This is a genomic window from Tardiphaga sp. 841_E9_N1_2, from assembly GCF_051811065.1.
Classification (GTDB): Bacteria; Pseudomonadota; Alphaproteobacteria; order Rhizobiales; family Xanthobacteraceae; genus Tardiphaga; species Tardiphaga robiniae.
On record NZ_JBPWQC010000001.1, the window covers coordinates 4,068,549 to 4,085,500 of the forward strand.

Here is a 16,952-nt window from a genome sequence, read left to right on the forward strand (position 1 = left end):
GGCGGATTCGCCCTCAAATCAGTTCTGCCTGCGAGTACGCTGAAGCCAGAGATGCCAAGGTGGCGCTCGGCCTTACAGCATCATGCGGGACGAGCATATAGGTCCACGGCTTGCCGCCGGTCTCCTTGGCGTGCTCGTTCGCGTGATAAACCCATTTCTGCGCAGCCTTCGCTTTCGCTTGTACGACCGGATCGGACATCTCGTTTTTTGCCTTGATCTCAACGATGAGCTTATCCTTGTCCGTCTCGACGACGAAATCCGGCTCGTATGACTGCCCGGAAGCGTACTCGATCCTGAACTGGCCGATCCCCGGCTTCATCCACCGCAGCACGCCGGTCTCGCTCTTCGATTCGGCAATCACCGCGAACTCACGCTCCGTGTCCGAATCGAATTTTTGATACGGATAACAGCACTTCGTGAAGCCCTCGAAGACATACTTCGGTGTCTGACTGAGGGGCTCTACAGGCGTTCGGAAATCTCGAACGAACGCCGCGCTGGGCACATTGTAGGCCTGCGGTTTGAGCATTACGAAGCCGCGAGACACACTCGCCCGGTAGTCGGTCGCTGTCTCCCAATAATGCTGCTGCATCTGCGCGAAAACGAACTTCGCGAGGTCTTTCCCGTGAACGACCAGGACGTTTTCAACATCCTCGGGCTTCGTGAGATAAGCTTCCAGCCGCTTCACCATCTGTCCAGAGAGCTTGAACAGAAGCTCGCTCTGGGTCTCGTAGTCCACCTGTGGCAGATCCATGAGATGGCGAACCAAATAGTTCTCCAAGCGCTCTTCCTTCACGCCTTCGACGGTGCGCGCAAGGAAAGCGCGAGACTCGTCCCGCAGTCGCTGCACCATGATCTGGTCGGACAGCGGCTGCTTGGCGATTGTTTCGAGATTCGAAAGATCGAAATCCTTGAAGCCGAAGTTCACATCGCTTGTCGGCAGAACGACAATTTCGGGAATCGAAATGGTGTTCATGACGAGCTGTTTCGTCACTCTGGCAACCGTTGCCGCGACGTCAGTTTTTCGTTCGAAAGTTTCGAACGATCCCTGTTCTGGAGCCATCACCTCCTTCACGATGCGGGTAATTTCAGCCTGAATTTCTGGGGTTTCGAGCTTCTCGATACCGGTCTTGATTTTCCGCTCGAACTCCCGAGCGATCACGTCCCAGGTGACCTTCGCGACCTCGCGCTCTTCCTGCGTTTCGAACACATATGGCTTCTGTTCGGATTCTCCGAACGTTCCGGCTTTCCCGGTCAGCGACGTTTCGACGTTCGAAGGAGATTCGACGACATGCGCGCCAACGTCGGATACGTCGCCGCCTGCGCCGACGGTCACCGTCTTGCGGATGGAAATCAACGAGTTTGGATCGCGCGCCGCCTTGATCACATCGTCGAAGCGATCGTGGGCGATGACCGTCAACCGGTCGATGGTCTCGACTCCGGTCCGTTGGCCATAAGGCAATCGAAGGCCACGTCCGAGTGTCTGTTCGGTCAGAATGTCCGACGCGGAAGCGCGCAGCGGAACGATGGTGTAGAGGTTGGTGACATCCCAGCCCTCTTTCAGCTTGTTTACATGGATCACGATGTCAGTTTGTGAATCGTGTTCCAGCGCGACGAGTCTGGCGGTTGCCTCTTCCGTCTCTTCGCCTCGTGTTCCGGAATGGACTTCGATCACGCGCCCTTTGTAGCGGCCCTGAAAGAACTCCTCGGATTCGACAAACTTCCGGATTTCGCCGGCGTGACCGGTATCCTGCGCGACGACCAACATGAAGGGATGCACCAGCTTCCGCCCGGTTTGTTGCGCATAAATTGCCAGTTCGGCTTTGGTATGCTCATGGCAATGGATGCCGTCCTCCAGCTTGATCTGCTCAAGCTGCTCCGGGGTGACACTGTCGGCGCGAAATCCTTCGCGCGTCGCGACCGCCGGGTCCTTTACATAGCCATCCACCATCGCCTGACCGAGCGGATAGTCATAGATGACGTTCTTAAAAGCCGTAGAGCGCGCACCGACCGAGCGAGGCGTTGCCGTCAATTCCAGTCCAATCACCGGCCGCAACTCGGCAATCGCGTTCATGCCCGCATTGGCGCGGTAGCGATGCGCCTCGTCCATCAAAAGCACGAGATCCGGCAGGCCGGACAGGTATTCGAAATAACTCTCGCCGATGTACTCGTGGAGTTTCCGGATGCGGCCCTGCTCCTTGTTGATCTTGTCGACATTGAAGATGAACACGACCGCCGTATCGCCGAGAAGATCGCCCCGCACGGCGTAGCCGCGCTCCCAATTATCGCCGGTCTCAACGATGGGGGGAAGCTGCGCAAACTCCGCGATGCCCCTGAAGACATATTTGGCGGAATTCTGCTGGCTGAAGTCGGAAACCAGCTTGTTATAGATCGTTGTATTCGGAGCCAGGATGAAGAAATGCTTCGAGCGGCCGGTAAGATAGAGATAGGCGATGAATGCGCCCATCAACCGGGTTTTCCCGACGCCGGTTGCCAATGCGAAGCACAGCGACGGAAACGCGCGTTCGAAGTCTGTAACCGTGGGATAAGTCGCCTTGATTGCCTCAAGAGCAACAGCCACATCTACCTCTTTCGAAAAATCGATCGTTTCGAGCACGTCGGCGAGGATATCCAGCGCCTCAGCCTGTGGTGTCCGAAGGGAAAGGCGAGCCTTGATCTGGTGAATCTGTCGCTGCAGCATCATTTGCCTCCCGTCGTGTCGAAGAGAGGCAACGTCGCCTTGATCTTGCCGCGCTTCGGTTTCTCTGCCTTGTCAGCCGGCTCAACAACGTCGGCCTCATTCACCCTCTCCGGCAGGTTAGCGACCTGAAGGGAATAGTCGTCCCTTCCCCATTCGCATTTCGCGAGGATCGAATGAGGTATCTTCTTGACCGTGAGATTGGAGAAGCTGTCCTCCTTTGCATTGAAGGCCTTGCAGCAGACGAGCAACGTCCGCTTTGGCCCGACCTCTTCGGACAGCTTCTTCAACGCATCGTAAGTCAGCGATTGCGTCGTTACATAGATGAAGTCGGTCTCGGTTGAATGGCCATGCCTCCAGTACTCGGCTGGGTCTTGGCTCGGTGCGTAGATGAAACTGAGATGCTTGCATAATGCCTCCGCCAGCATCGCAGCATTGTATTCCTTCGCGATGACCCAGTTTCCGAAACGATCGCGTTCAAGAAGAGAGGTCGCGAGTCGATAGAAACGGAAGCCACCGCCACCCTTCCATTCAGTCGCGGCAGTAATTCCTCCCGGATCATGGCCATCGATGACCTTCTTCAGTCGAGGAACAATGTGAGTGACAGCATGGTCGCCAAGCTCGACCATGATCCAACGCCGCTTCATTTTTTGGGCGACTGCACCTGTCGTTCCAGAGCCTGCGAAAGAATCGAGAACAAGATCGCCAGGATTGGTGGCTATCAAAAGGATGCGTTGAAGCAGCTCTTCAGGCTTGGGGGTAGAAAATGGCTCGATATCTGGAAATAGCTTTCGCAGATGGTCCCGCTTTGCGCTTTGATTTGTCCCTGCTTCTTCGGCTGGCCACCATGTTCGCGGAACGACTCCTTGTTGTACCTTATCCAAATATCGCTTGATGACTGGCATACTGTCGCCCTTGGCACCAAAATGCACCCGCCCTTCCGCGCGAGCATTCTCAAAATTCTCTTTTGAAAAGCGCCAGAAATTTCCGGCAGGTGGCACGACAACTCTTCCGGATGGGAGCGAAATTGGAAACCGAGCATTTTCAGAGCCACTTTTCGCTGTCCCGTTGTCCCCCTGCAACCAAGGACCACGCGGATCATTATCGGGATTTCGATAGCGGGCTTCTTGGTCCGCTGTGCGAGGGAGCAAGTTCCTCACTTTCTTCCAAACCTCGCGATTACGTGCATAAAGCAAGATGTGATCGTGCGAAGACGAAATGTCGGTATCGCCACGCCGCCCTTGATCCTTCTCCCACGCAATCGAACTGACGAAATTGCTTCTGCCAAACAGTTCGTCACACATCACTTTGAGGTAATGCGCTTCATTGTCATCAATTGTGATCCACAGAGTGCCGTCGTCTGACAACAACCGCCCGATCAGCTCCAGCCGGTCGCGCATAAGCGTGAGCCAGAGGGAGTGCTCAAGACCATCGTCATAATGGGTGAAGGCACTACCTGTGTTGTATGGCGGATCAATAAAAACGCATTTGATCCGGCCCGCATAATCCGTCTCCAGCGCTTTTAACGTAAGCAGGTTGTCTCCTTGGATCAGGATGTTATCGAAGATATCGACGCCAGAATGACGCTCGCGGGCGTGATACGAGAGCGATGCATCTTCGGCCAAAATCCTCGGTTCGAGTCTCGGACGGTCGTCTTTTCCGATCCAGGTGAGTTCGAGGCGTGTTTTCTTACTCATGCCGTCAACTCCCAGCGGATCGTCATCAAAGGCGTTATTTTCGGCGTAATCGCCAGCTTCGCGGCAACATCGTTCAATTTGTCGTCGATCTCTCTGCGGATTTCCCGCAGCCTTTGGAAACTGCCGAACACAAGATCATCGCGCTCCTGCTCCAGCTTTTTGATCCGGCGCTCTTCGACGATCTTCTCTGCCAGCGGCAATGATTGATTGCCTCGAAGCGCGCGTTTGGCGGCGTCAGCTTCCGCCTTGAGCTCCTTCTCCCGGCGCTTGTTGGCGCTTTCGAGATCCTCGGCATACGCTTCCAATTTTACGGTTTCCTCATCCAGCCATTTCCGACTTTCGTTTTCGGCTTCCTGCTGCGCCGCTTTCATCGCCTCTCCGTCGATAGCGGCCATCGCGTCGGCCGGATAGGCGACGTCCACCACGCCGGTGGTGGCGGGTACCTGAAACAGCCGCTCGGCGGTGTCTTGGGGTAGAATCTGCCCGTCATCGGTAGATGCTGCGATAACGATCGTGTCTCTCGAACCAAGGGCAGTCTCTGCCCTCAAAAGGGAAACCTTGAGCCAGCCTGCCTTCCCGGAAACCCGTTCAAGATCCGACAAGCGAAGCTGCCCGTCACTCCGATAGGCCTTGTAGTCAAAGACAAGCTTCGCTTCCGGAAGGTCGCGCTTGCAGGCATCCTCGATCAATCGGTCCGCAAGTGTTCCATCCCCCAACCTGAAGAATTGCCATCCGCGCTCGTCCGCCTCGGGCCAGACCGTCGACCACGTTTTCCCGTCGTACTCGAAGCGTGGAATGTCGTCGTTGGAGAAACTCGCTTCTGGAAGCTCGGCGCGGGCGACCAGCCAGAGGCGACGCTCGAAGTCCGACATCGTGCGCTCAATGTCGCTGGCGCGCTGCCGCAGCACATCGACAATGGATGCATCGAAGAGATCGAACAGTTGCTGGCGGGTCTCCGCCATATCCGACTTGATCTGATCCTCCAGCTCGGCTTCGAGCTTCTCGAAAGCCTCCCGGATAGCGACCTCACTACGGCAGCTCTGCACAACGGCCAGAACCTTCTTCTCGAAATCAATTCCGGATTCGATGGTTCCGAGGATCTGATCGCTGGCACCGAACAAGCCCTCGAACAAATTGAACTTGTTCTTGAGGAGCTCATAAATGCGCTTCTCTGCTTGGTTCTTGCGGTTCAACATATTCACGACGATGACGTCGATCTTCTGTCCGTAACGATGGCAGCGGCCGATGCGCTGTTCCACACGTTGAGGATTCCAGGGAAGATCGAAATTGATAAGCAGAGAACAGAATTGAAGGTTGATGCCCTCGGCGCCGGATTCCGTCGCGATGAGGATCGTCTTTCTATCCGATTTGAAAGCGCCCACGATGGCGCTCTTCATGTCCGCGGACTTGGAGCCAGAAACGGCGTCCGTGCCCTCTTTCTCTTTCTTCCATTCCTTATAGATTTTCTGGCTTTCCGGATCGTTGTTCGATCCGTTCATCAATACGATCTGCCCTGCATAGCCGTTCTGCGACAGAATCTCAGAAAGATAGCGTTGGGTGCGCACAGATTCGGTGAAGATCACCGCTTTTCTCTTACCTCCCAGCTTTTCCACCGCATCAAGGACATCCGGAAGCTGTTCGATTAGTTTTTCGCCCTTCGCATTCGAGCCGATGGAACGGGCGAGATCGAGATATCCCTGCAACTCGACAATTTCCGCCGCGAGCGCCTTCGGATCGATTCCCTCGGCAGCATCGGCATCGTCATCGGTATCGTCGCCCCCGCTTGAATCCGCCGAAAGAGCGGCGGCGTCGGCGATTTCCTCCTCTACCTCGGCCGTGTCGTCGATGTCATCGATCACGCCAACATCGGCGACCTCGCTCTTGCGCAGTCGGGCAATGACGTTCTCAAGAAAAAGGATAATTGCCGCAATGGAAGATCCCAGGGTCTTGCGCGCGCCAATCAACACTAGCTGATTGGGTTTCGAACCGAAACCAATCGAGTCTTTGCGTTGCAAATATTCGGAAACACCTTCGTAAAGCTTGGCTTCGAGGTCGTGTGGCTCGAAGTCGAAAGTGACCGCAATCCGTTTCGTGTAACTGACATGGCCTGCCTGCTGAACGTCACCTCTCAGATGTCGCTTGTAGATCGGCGACAGGCGCCGCCGCAGGCTTTGCAAAGAAAGCTTGTCTGTCGCCCGGCCGTACATTCCGCGGAAGCTCTGCTCGTCGCCAAAGAAGCTGTCATCAACGATGGAAACCAGCCCGTAGAGCTCCATCAGAGAGTTTTGCAGGGGAGTCGCCGTCAACAGCACTTTGAAGCGGGAAGCGAGTACGTCTCTCAGTTTCTTTGCTTGGGCCGACTGCCCTTTCTTGTAGACATTGCGCAACCGGTGCGCCTCGTCGATGACGACGAGATCCCACCCGATACGGTGGAGCTCGTCGTGTTTGCGTGCAGCGTATTGGTACGAGGTGATGATGATCGCACCGGGGTTATTGAATGGCTGCGCCTGCCCACTTTTGACGGCTTCCCGATGGATTTTTGAATCCAGGATCACGCTGGGCAACGAAAACTTCTCCAGAAGTTCTTGCTGCCATTGAGTTCGGAGTGATGCCGGGACGATCAGAAGGACGTGACGACTGCGCTCTGCCCATTTTTGGGCGATGACAAGACAGGCCTCGATCGTTTTCCCTAACCCGACTTCGTCGGCAAGGATGACGCCCTTGGACAGCGGAGAATGGAGTGCAAAGCGCGCGGCCTCCACCTGATGCGGCTTCATATCTACCCGGGCGGTCGATAGAGATTTGGCGAAGGCTTCGTCACTTCGCCCATGCAGCATGATGCGCTGGGCAAAATACTTGCTGTGATAGTGGGTGTATTCCGTCATAGCCCCCGGCCCCGTGATTGGATACCCCACCATCCGGAGGACTGATTCGGGTAATCGCGATGGCCGGCATCCTAGACCGGCGGCGCCAGTTGACTATGTGTTTTTACAACCTCTAGTGAATTCGCTCAGTGGACTTCGTCCTCTTCATGAGCTTCCCGCAAAATCGCGGCGAAATGCCCGATTTCTTCCATCAACTTTGGACCGTATTGTGCCATCTTTCTCCCCGCTGCCGTGGGCGTCTTCCGCTGCGGCCCGGTGAAGAGCTTTACTTCGAAGAATCGCTCCATCCGCCGGACACGGTCGGTGATGACAGACTTCTGAATTCCATGCCGTTCAGCGACCCGCTCCCGCGCGCCGTTCTCGTGCGCAACGGCCTCGGACAACAACTCCGCCGTCAACTGGAGGTCTTTCAAGCGCATCGAGGCCTTGTCGGCCTCAGTGTCACCGCTCTTCATTCACGAAACCTGCTTTTGCGCCCGTTCCTGCGCGATTAGCCCACACGGGAGCCCCTATACGCTAGCTTAGGTTAGATTTTCGCGTGACTTCGGATGCTACGATCAAATTCACCTGGCCGCTGATTTCGCCGCGCATACGGAGCAGAAATCCTTTTAAGAGAAATTCTTCGATCTCGTCGGCCTTGATTGCAATTTGGTTTACAGAATGATGCTTTGTGCGACCAAGAGCCGGATCGGCGATCCGGTATAGTCCGTCCCTGAATCGATGCGGAACGTACCGCTCGCCGTCGGCAGCAGTCCGCTCATACGTTGTTACTGACGCGATCGACCGACCGGCTGCCTGTTCTTGATCGGATTGTTTCGACTCATTGGCGGTGGCGCTACTCCGATCTGGAACGCCAGCGCCTTCTAATTTCCCGCTGTGGAGACCTGCAACTGTGATCTCTTAGACACATCGATATCGACGGGGTCAAAATTCAGCTCCCGCAACCGCCGTCTGATAAGCCCTTCGCGAGCCGCGACAAATTCTGGCAATGCGGCAACGTCCCAGAGGGAAGGATCATCAGGAATAAGGTGCCGTTCCAAGAAGTCCCGGTCCCGGGTTTCAATCCACTGACCGAACGGAGTGTTGCTTTTTTCAAGATTCTCTCGCCCAAGCAGCAATTGCAGGTTGCCGAGTTTGTTGACGCTTTCAAGGATCTGCTGAATACGCGCCTCGGGAAGATTCCTGCCCATAAGGACCTTACGGTCGGCGAGGGAGCGCGGGATGATGTGGTCAATGTGGTACTGCGTTGTACCCCAGTTTTGGGCATCATAAAGCAGAGATGCGGCCAAAAAGCAGGTGCGCTTCCCATAGGTCGTATCGAGGACGGCGTCGATATTGTTATCGTCGAACTCGGTCACCCTGCCGCGCGATGCTAGTCTTTGAACGAGACCCCGATATGGGAAGTCTCTTCCAGACTTGAGCGATTCTTGAATCGCCGCACGTGCCGCGCCGATCGTCTGATCCGAACTTCCGCCAAACACGCTGTTGAGCAAGCTTCCCAGCAACCAATGATGGATCCGCTGCGAGTTTGTCGCCTCGAAGGGCGTCGAACCATCGAGGCTGCCGCAGCCCGTCCGATAGATATAGTAGGCGATCGGCAACAAGGCATTGACTGACGTCAGGGTGTCCCTATCGATGCCAAAGCGATTCACAAGCCGGAGCGTCGCCTCAAGGCTTGCCTTGATTTGCCGCCAACTGTCTTCGATAAGCTTGAGGTTGGCAGTGGTAAAGTTACCGACCTTGTAGCGCTGGTCTAGATCACACAGAACCAGACATGATTTCATAACAAAATCCTTGTCGATCTCGTTCCTAGCATCCAGTCCGGAGTTCAGACGATCGACAAAGTCATAGATTTCCTGACGTGCGCTCACGCCCTCCCACTTTGAGGTTATCATCGATAGGAGCAGGTCCGACTTGCTAAGTTTGGTACCGCCATCATTGGCCCGAATGAATATGTCGAGCACGCGGTCGTAGGACTGATCTTTCTCGGTATAGTAAGCGATGACCCCATCTTTCCAAACAGTTCGGTACAACCGGTCCAGGTTGCGCTCAGCCACACGTCGCATGGAACGGGGCGTGTCGGATGGAAGCCGGGCGAGCATTTCGTCGGCGAGACGGTCCAGAACATCGTCGCTCGTGCAATCGAGGATGTTTCCAAGCTTCATCCAAAGATGATCGGCATCGCTTTTAGGCTCTTCCTCGGAGAATTTCAGGCCATAAGTAACCCCAAGATCTTCACGGTCACCATCCTCAGCTTCGATCGCAGGATCCTTGAGCAAATCGATATAAAGCCGCTGCTTGCTCCAAGCGTCAGGATTGTTACGACGACCATATTTCGACCGGACAGTGAATGTGCCACGCAATCCTATCAACAGCGACGTTAACCGCTGCTGGCCATCGAGGACGAGAACGACGTCACGGCCATCCGATTCAGCCACCTCGTTATGTGTGTCACCATAGCGAAAGTTCTCGATGAACTTGTATATTTCCCAGTCTGATCGTCGTTCCGGCTTAATCTCCCAGAACAGGAAGGAGCTGATTGGATAGCCTTTCAAAAGAGAATCGAAGAGCGCGATGATCTGATCTGGCTGCCAGACGTATGGGCGCTGGATCGCAGGTAGAAAGTAGGATCGGTTGATCTGGTCGAGCACCCGGCCGACGGTCGAGGAAACATAAGACATTTCGAATCCCAAATGCTCGAACTAAGGATGAACCGAACAGCTGAACGCAAAATATTCCTAGCGCAAATCTCTCTTACGTTGCAAAGGGCAAAACTGACGACCAGCCTCTCCACGACGTATACTTTGGAATGAGGCGCCTGGAACTCAGCAACCTGAAGACGGGTCGCTCATTTGCGATGGTACGGCGACAAATCCAACCCTTCTGGAAGCGGTAGGACCGCGAGAACCTCCACCTCTTCATTCCTAAGATGTTTGGCGCCGTAGTTCTCGCTGACGGTCTTTGGGGCGTGGCCGGTCTGGCGATCGGAGGTTCGCGGATCAATTTTTGCAACCCGCATGATGTCCTTGTTCGTGTGGCGTGTGGAATGAAACGTATTTTCGAGCGGCTTGTGGATGCCAACATTCACCAGACGCCCATTGAGACGCTTCGACGCAGCACCGGCTGGATCCTGCACGCGTTCCTTTCCATGGAGGAATGCAGCAGGAAACAGCCAGTCACCCGGCCCGCGTGATCGGCAATAATCAATGAAACCGACTTGCGTAAGCGCATCATGCAACGCGAACAGGCGCCGACTTGATTTGTTCTTGATCTGCCGCTTCTTGTTGGAGCCATCTGAAATGGCCAAGGTCGTGGTGAGGTCTGCAACCCACCAGCCGTTGGAAATCTGGTAGACGTCTTTTCCCTGAAGAAAAATGAGTTCGCCGACGCGAGCACCCGTCAACGTTCCCAACAATGGCAACCATTTCAAGTCGGCGCGCTTCTCTTTGGCTGCGGCTTTAAACCATAGATTTAGCTCTTGAACCGTGAACGGTGATCGCTCGACCGATTCCTTGGCATCAACCGGGATCGTAACGCTGATATCAGATAGCGGAGAGCGAAAATCATGCTCCGCAGCCATAGTCCGGAAGAACATCCGCAATGGCGAGAAATAGTTGGCGTCGATCGCCTTTCCCGACAACGTTTCAAATCGCCGAGCAGGAGACAGACCATCGTTGTAATCGGCAGCTTCCTGCCGCGTCATATGCCGGATCCTTGGCTCCTTCATATAATCAGCCGGTACACGAGCCAAAAGGTTCGCGAAGCTCTGGAAATCCGAAAATCGGTACTTGTTGACAGGCCGATCTCCCGCGAAGTTGAGGAAGTCCGTGATTCGATTACGATCCGTGCGGACCTTCTTGTCTGCCGCATGTCCGTTCCGGATTTCGATCCAACGTTTCAGTTCTTCCGACGCCGTTGGGCGGTCTGGTCCGCCGTCCAACGATTGCCTAACGAGATTTGAAAGCTCTGCAACCTGTTCTGCCACACGGTCGCGTGCATGCTTCGGCAGTTTCGATACCGACTCTTGCATTCCTTCCATTCGTCCGTTGAGCACTGCTAGACGCCCGCGCATCCGCTGTTGTTCTGCCGCGCGCTCGGTCAACAGATTTAGCGTTACGGCCTCCAGCTCAAGCTTTCGGCGTTTTTCGGCCGATTCCAGGGCCGCCTCTGATGAATCCAGGACCGAGATAAGAAGCTCATGTAGCTCTTCGATCAGATCGTCACGCGCGTTTTCCGTCATCCCTGCCCCCTTGCGACAGAGCATAAATACCGTCTCAGCACGACCAGTCAGTAAACGGGCGATACGAATTGCACGGCGCCTTGCAAGCGGGCCCAGATTCAAACGGATCGGTGATTGCCCGAAGGCGGGCTCAATATCGCGAGGGATCCTGATTTGGAATCGCCATCCGCCTGTGCGGAGCGTAATATGCATGATAATCGCTTGGGTACATGGGTGGGTACATTACCCGATCAAGCGACAGCATATCTGAACAATATCAATAACTTAGATATGGCGGAGAGAGTGGGATTCGAACCCACGGTACGGTTTCCCGCACACACGCTTTCCAAGCGTGCGCCTTAAGCCACTCGGCCATCTCTCCGGCGCGCCTTCTCATGACGGGCCGGAGCGAGATTTGCAAGGGACCGCCGGCCCGGCCCGGCGGTTTTTCTCAAATTATTGAAGGATATAGGGAATTCGGATGAGCCTTGGCGCCACCTGCTGGCTCTGGCGAGCAGCGAATCGGCTTGCGATGCGTCGGCACAGCAATCCCGGCGCCAGCGCGCCGCGGGGACCTCCCGCTGGCTGGCGCCGCGGCTCAGTGGAACCGGCTACCGACCCCAGCGCCCAGCGATTGGACCGGCCAGAGTACGGCCGGCTCAACCGGCAGGGTTTCCACCGGCGTCTTGTCATTTGCGACATGGGCTTGCTGAAGCGCCTCGACGAAATCGGCGAACCAGTCCTGAATGGTGCCGGCGCGCAGCTTCGCCATCATGGCTTCCCAGCGCATCCGGCGCTCCAGCAACGGCATCGAAAATGCGGTCGCGATGGTACGCGCCATGCCGTCCACATCATGCGGATTGACCAGCAGGGCCGTATCGAGCTCGTTGGCGGCGCCGGCATATTTCGACAGCACCAGCACACCGGGATCGACCGGGTTCTGCGCAGCGACATATTCCTTGGCGACCAGATTCATGCCGTCATGCAGCGGCGTAACGAGGCCGACCTGCGCGGTGCGATAGAGGCCAGCGAGCACGGTCTGGCTGAAGCCCTTGTTGAGATAGCGGATCGGCGTCCAGTCAACTTCGCCGTGACGCCCGTTAATATCGCTCACCAGCTTCGCAAGCTGGTTCTGCAGATCGCCATAGGCCTCGATCGTGCCGCGCGACAGCGTCGCGATCTGCAACAGCGAGACCGAGCGCTTGAGCTGCGGCTGCCGCGTCAGCATGCGATCGAACGCATCGAGACGATTGACGAGCCCCTTGGAGTAATCGACGCGATCGACGCCGATGGCGAGTTTCTCGCCGTTCAGGCTGCGGCGCAGCCGCGACACATCCGGATGCGACGCCGCCTTGGCAGCATGCGCAGCAAACTTCGCGGGATCGATGCCGATCGGAAATACCGCACAGCGCGACACGCCGTAACGCGACATCACCACACCACCCGTCGTGTCCAGGCCGAGTTCGCCATCGACATAAGACAGGAAGTTGTCGCGATCACCTTCGGTCTGGAAGCCGATTAGATCGTAAGCGAGCATTGCCTCGACCAGTTCGCGATGATGCGGCACGCCGCCAAAAATATCGCGTGCCGGCCACGGCGTATGCAGGAAAAAACCCAGCGGATGCGTCACGCCAAGCGCGCGCAATTCTGCGCCGAGCGCAAGGAAATGGTAATCCTGAATCCAGAACGCGGTATCGGGCTTGCGGAACCGCAGCAGCGCGCGCGCGAAGAACGAATTCACTTCGCGATACGACTGATAATCATCGTGCGACGTGCAGATCAGGTCGGTACGGGAGTGCAGCGCAGGCCAAAGCGCTGAATTGGCGAAGCCTTCGTAATAGCCACCGTAATGCGCGGCAGGCAGATCGAGCATTGCCAGCGCACCGGCGCCCAGCGCCTCAATTTCGGCAAACGGTTCCTTTTGCGCGCCGTCGCGCACGCGGCCGCTGGAACCCACCCAAATCGCGCCAGATTTCTCCACCACGGGCAGCAAGGCTGCTGCCAGACCGCCGGTCATCGGCTCATTCGCCGAAGCGCGCGATACTCGGTTTGAGACTACGACGAGATTCACAGGGTCCCCTCCTGATTGCACACATCGATAAACGTCCGTTCATCAATATGGTTCCTCGTCACCATTCGACCCAATTGAAACCAAATTCGGGCACGCGACGATGGAACTCACCTTTCAGTGAGTTCCATCTGCATCGGTATCAAGACATGAGATGAATCACTTCGATTTCGCTGCATCGTCGATCAGCAAGCGCGCGAGCCATGCGCGCACATCGCGCGGCTCGTCGAAGTGACCCGATACGCCTTGCGCACGGCGACCGACGGAGAATGCGAGACCATTCATGCCGGGCATGATCGCAAATACCGATTCATCGGTGACATCATCGCCGATGAAGATCGGACGGCGCCCGCTGAACGGCTCATGCGTCATCAATTCGATCACGCCCGTCGCCTTGGTCACACCAGCCGGCTTGATCTCGCAGACAGCCTTGCCGGGCAGCACTTCGATCGGCGCATTCGGCAGATCGGCACGGATCGCGGAGACCGCATCATAGATCGCCTTCTCCGCATGCGGCGCGAGACGGTAATGCAGCGCGAGCGCATAGCCCTTGTCCTCGAGCAGAATGCCCGGGCTCAACTTTGCAATGGCAGCAAGGCGACGCTTCAATTCCTTGTCCATCGGCGGCGCGCCTGACGCGACCGATTCATTCTCTGCCGATAGTCGCATTTCAGCGCCGTGGCCGCCGACCGCCGGGAATTGCATCGGCGCGAAAATCAGATCGATGTCGTTGATCGAGCGACCTGAGACAAGCGCCATGGCGCCATTCGTGCGCTGCAGCAGTTTGCCCATGGACGTCGCCAGATCCGGTGGCACCCACACTTCACGCGGCGTCGGCGCCAGATCGAGCAGCGTACCGTCGATATCGAGCAACAGCGCACATTCGCTAAGCCGTGGCAATTCCGCACCCGGATACAGTACCTCTTCGGAATGCGGCGCATCGTCGACAGGAATTTCGATAATTTTCTGAGACATGTTCATGAAGTTACTCCACCACGGCCAGCGGCCGTGCAACTGATTCAAGCGGCTGGCGTTCCGCCGCGATGGCATAGCGCCAGCCGACAATCGCAGCCACGATCATCAGAACAGCGCCAAACAGGTAGCCGGCAAACACGCTATTGCGCGACCCGGTATCGATCAGCACGCCAAACAGCGCCGGGCCGGCAACGCCGCCGATCCCGGTGCCGATCGCGTAGAAGACAGCGATCGCCAATGCGCGCACCTCGATCGGGAACGTCTCACTGACGGTGAGATAGGCCGCACTCGCCGCCGGCGACGCAAAGAAGAAGATGATCATCCAGGCGATGGTCTGGGTCTGTGCACTCAACACATCGATCGAGAACAGATAGCCGGAGATCGCAAGCAAGATGCCCGACATCCCGTAGGTCACCGCAATCATGACGCGACGCCCGAGCGTATCGAACAGCCGGCCGAGCAGCAGCGGTCCAAGAAAATTGCCTGCGGCAAACGGCAGGATATACCAGCCGACATGGTTGGACGGGATACCGAAGAAATCCGTCAGTACCAGCGCATAGGTGAAGAAGATCGCGTTGTAGAAAAACGCCTGCGACGCCATCAGCACGAGTCCGACCAGCGACCGTTGCCGATACAACACAAACAGTGTCTGCGCGACTTCCTTCAGCGGCGTATGATCGCGCATCGTCAGCCTGATCTTCGGCAGCGCGGCCAGAACCGACGGCTTGGCCTTCTGATGCGCGGAGATTTCGATCTCGGCCACGATCTCTTCGGCGCGCTGCGGCTGACCGTGGATCATCAGCCATCGCGGGCTTTCCGGAATCCACATCCGCATGAACAGTACGATGAGACCCAGAATGGCGCCGGTGAAATAGGCCAGCCGCCAGCCATAGGATTGTGAGATGACTGCGGGGTCCAGCAGGACGATGGCACAAACGGCGCCCATAGCCGCTCCCAGCCAGAAGCTGCCGTTGATCACCAGATCGGTCCAGCCGCGATAGCGCGCTGGGACAAGCTCCTGAATCGTCGAATTGATCGCGGTATATTCCCCGCCAATGCCGGCACCCGTCAGGAATCGAAACACGGCATAGCTGGCAAGATTCCATGACAACGCTGTCGCGGCAGTCGCGGTGAGATAAAGCGCGAGCGTAATGAAGAACAGTTTCTTCCGGCCGATGCGGTCCGTCAGCCAGCCGAAGCCCAGCGCGCCGATCACAGCGCCTGCAAGATAAGCGCTGTTGGCAAAGCCGACATCGAGGTTCGAAAACTTCAACGCAGGATCTTCCTTCAGCGCGCCGGATAGCGCCCCCGCCAGGGTCACCTCAAGGCCATCGAGAATCCATGTAATTCCGAGCGCCAGGACAACCCGTGTGTGAAAGCCGCTCCAGCGCAGCGCATCCAGACGCGCGGGAATATCGGTTTCGATGATACGATCCGAGTCGGAAGCTGACGTCTGGCTCGGCATCGGCGAAGCCGCGATATCCGCGCTGCTCAGATAAGCCATGCCGCCTTGCTCCTGAGCATTTGCTCGCTACCCCACGGACAAGCGGAAATCGATATCAACACGAAAAGCCCGAAACCTTGCGGTGACGGGTGATTCAGCGCCAGAGGGTTACATTCTCCGTGAAACAACCCACGAAGAACGCGTTGGTTCCCATTTTATGCGGGGAATTAGGACCTAGAGCGAAACGGCGTAATGCTCGTATTCGCCGCGTACCAGCTCGATATGGGCGCGCATCGCCGCCGCGGCGCCATTGCGATCGCCGCGCATGATGGCGACGACGACGCGGTCATGCTCGGCCTGCGATTTCGCGAGACGACCGAGATTGCGGAACTGGGCGCGCCGGAACGGCTGCACCCGCACCCGGGTCGCGAGCGTGATCTCGGCGATATATTCGTTCTGCGAGCCCGCATAGATCGCGTTGTGAAAACGTTCGTTCACTTCGTGGAAGCGATCCGGATTGCCGTCATAGCTCAGCACCCGCAGCTCTTCGTGAATGGCCTCCAGCCCGTGACGCTGTACGGCCGGCATCCGTTCGGCGGCGAGACCCGCACATATCGCTTCGAGCTCGGCCATCGCCTCGAACATGCCGGTGAGACGATCGATCGACGGCTGCGCCACGACGGCACCGCGATGCGCGCGCGAGTCGACAAGGCCGCTTGCCGTGAGCTGACGCAACGCTTCACGAACGGGCGTGCGCGAAACATTGAAACGCTGTGCCAGATCGGTTTCGTCGAGTGAGGTACCGGGGGGCAGCACGCCGCGCACGATCTCGTCGGCCAGTTGCAGGCGGAGCTCTTCGGCGCGCGTCATCTTGCCGGTGATAGTCCCGGCACGGTCAACCCGGCTGACCGGCCCGGCGATGCCCGCCTTGCGGCGCGGCTTCCCCGGCTGAATCAGCATGTCGTCGAA

Annotated in this window: 10 protein-coding genes and 1 tRNA gene; all 11 read right to left on the reverse strand. The window is 57.0% G+C overall.

The genetic code is table 11. The features are described 5' to 3' along the window. Positions 1 to 13: 13 nt before the first annotated feature. The 11 genes from AB8A50_RS19570 to AB8A50_RS19620 all read right to left on the reverse strand — a co-directional run bounded on the left by AB8A50_RS19570 (position 14) and on the right by AB8A50_RS19620 (position 16,943). A complete protein-coding gene (locus AB8A50_RS19570; RefSeq protein WP_439078659.1) occupies positions 14 to 2,698 on the reverse strand; it encodes a DEAD/DEAH box helicase family protein in 2,685 nt (894 codons plus the stop codon). Continuing rightward, positions 2,698 to 4,392, reverse strand: a complete 1,695-nt coding sequence (locus tag AB8A50_RS19575; RefSeq protein ID WP_439078660.1) for a site-specific DNA-methyltransferase — start codon at positions 4,390 to 4,392, stop codon at positions 2,698 to 2,700. The genes AB8A50_RS19570 and AB8A50_RS19575 overlap by 1 nt, the downstream gene beginning before the upstream one ends. Beyond that, on the reverse strand, positions 4,389 to 7,277 hold the full coding sequence (locus AB8A50_RS19580) for an SNF2-related protein (protein WP_439078661.1): 2,889 nt from the start codon (positions 7,275 to 7,277) through the stop codon (positions 4,389 to 4,391). The genes AB8A50_RS19575 and AB8A50_RS19580 overlap by 4 nt, the downstream gene beginning before the upstream one ends. A 125-nt stretch (positions 7,278 to 7,402) precedes the next feature. Continuing rightward, positions 7,403 to 7,732, reverse strand: a complete 330-nt coding sequence (locus AB8A50_RS19585) for a LysR family transcriptional regulator (RefSeq protein ID WP_439078662.1) — start codon at positions 7,730 to 7,732, stop codon at positions 7,403 to 7,405. A gap of 408 nt (positions 7,733 to 8,140) precedes the next feature. Then, positions 8,141 to 9,958, reverse strand: a complete 1,818-nt coding sequence (locus AB8A50_RS19590) for a GmrSD restriction endonuclease domain-containing protein (RefSeq protein ID WP_439078663.1) — start codon at positions 9,956 to 9,958, stop codon at positions 8,141 to 8,143. Between the two features lie 167 nt (positions 9,959 to 10,125). Beyond that, a complete protein-coding gene (locus AB8A50_RS19595; protein WP_439078664.1) occupies positions 10,126 to 11,709 on the reverse strand; it encodes a DUF6538 domain-containing protein in 1,584 nt (527 codons plus the stop codon). A 79-nt stretch (positions 11,710 to 11,788) separates the two neighbouring features. Beyond that, positions 11,789 to 11,878: transfer RNA gene (locus tag AB8A50_RS19600), tRNA-Ser, on the reverse strand. Between the two features lie 216 nt (positions 11,879 to 12,094). Then, on the reverse strand, positions 12,095 to 13,567 hold the full coding sequence (locus tag AB8A50_RS19605) for a trehalose-6-phosphate synthase (protein ID WP_170849615.1): 1,473 nt from the start codon (positions 13,565 to 13,567) through the stop codon (positions 12,095 to 12,097). A 156-nt stretch (positions 13,568 to 13,723) separates the two neighbouring features. After that, positions 13,724 to 14,539, reverse strand: a complete 816-nt coding sequence (gene otsB, locus AB8A50_RS19610) for a trehalose-phosphatase (RefSeq protein ID WP_175369592.1) — start codon at positions 14,537 to 14,539, stop codon at positions 13,724 to 13,726. Positions 14,540 to 14,549: 10 nt separating this feature from the next. Next, a complete protein-coding gene (locus tag AB8A50_RS19615) occupies positions 14,550 to 16,004 on the reverse strand; it encodes an MFS transporter (RefSeq protein ID WP_439080004.1) in 1,455 nt (484 codons plus the stop codon). Between the two features lie 213 nt (positions 16,005 to 16,217). Beyond that, positions 16,218 to 16,943, reverse strand: coding sequence for a GntR family transcriptional regulator (locus tag AB8A50_RS19620; RefSeq protein ID WP_420878729.1), 726 nt, complete (start codon positions 16,941 to 16,943; stop codon positions 16,218 to 16,220). Positions 16,944 to 16,952: the final 9 nt, after the last annotated feature.

Excerpts from the sequence above, each read along its gene's own strand:
- AB8A50_RS19570 (WP_439078659.1), bottom strand. The coding sequence starts at position 2,698 with ATGCTGCAGCGACAGATTCACCAGATCAAGGCTCGCCTTTCCCTTCGG.
- AB8A50_RS19575 (WP_439078660.1), bottom strand. The coding sequence starts at position 4,392 with ATGAGTAAGAAAACACGCCTCGAACTCACCTGGATCGGAAAAGACGAC.
- AB8A50_RS19580 (WP_439078661.1), bottom strand. The coding sequence starts at position 7,277 with ATGACGGAATACACCCACTATCACAGCAAGTATTTTGCCCAGCGCATC.
- AB8A50_RS19585 (WP_439078662.1), bottom strand. The coding sequence starts at position 7,732 with ATGAAGAGCGGTGACACTGAGGCCGACAAGGCCTCGATGCGCTTGAAA.
- AB8A50_RS19590 (WP_439078663.1), bottom strand. The coding sequence starts at position 9,958 with ATGTCTTATGTTTCCTCGACCGTCGGCCGGGTGCTCGACCAGATCAAC.
- AB8A50_RS19595 (WP_439078664.1), bottom strand. The coding sequence starts at position 11,709 with ATGCATATTACGCTCCGCACAGGCGGATGGCGATTCCAAATCAGGATC.
- otsB (WP_175369592.1), bottom strand. The coding sequence starts at position 14,539 with ATGTCTCAGAAAATTATCGAAATTCCTGTCGACGATGCGCCGCATTCC.
- AB8A50_RS19615 (WP_439080004.1), bottom strand. The coding sequence starts at position 16,004 with ATGCCGAGCCAGACGTCAGCTTCCGACTCGGATCGTATCATCGAAACC.
- AB8A50_RS19620 (WP_420878729.1), bottom strand. The coding sequence starts at position 16,943 with ATGCTGATTCAGCCGGGGAAGCCGCGCCGCAAGGCGGGCATCGCCGGG.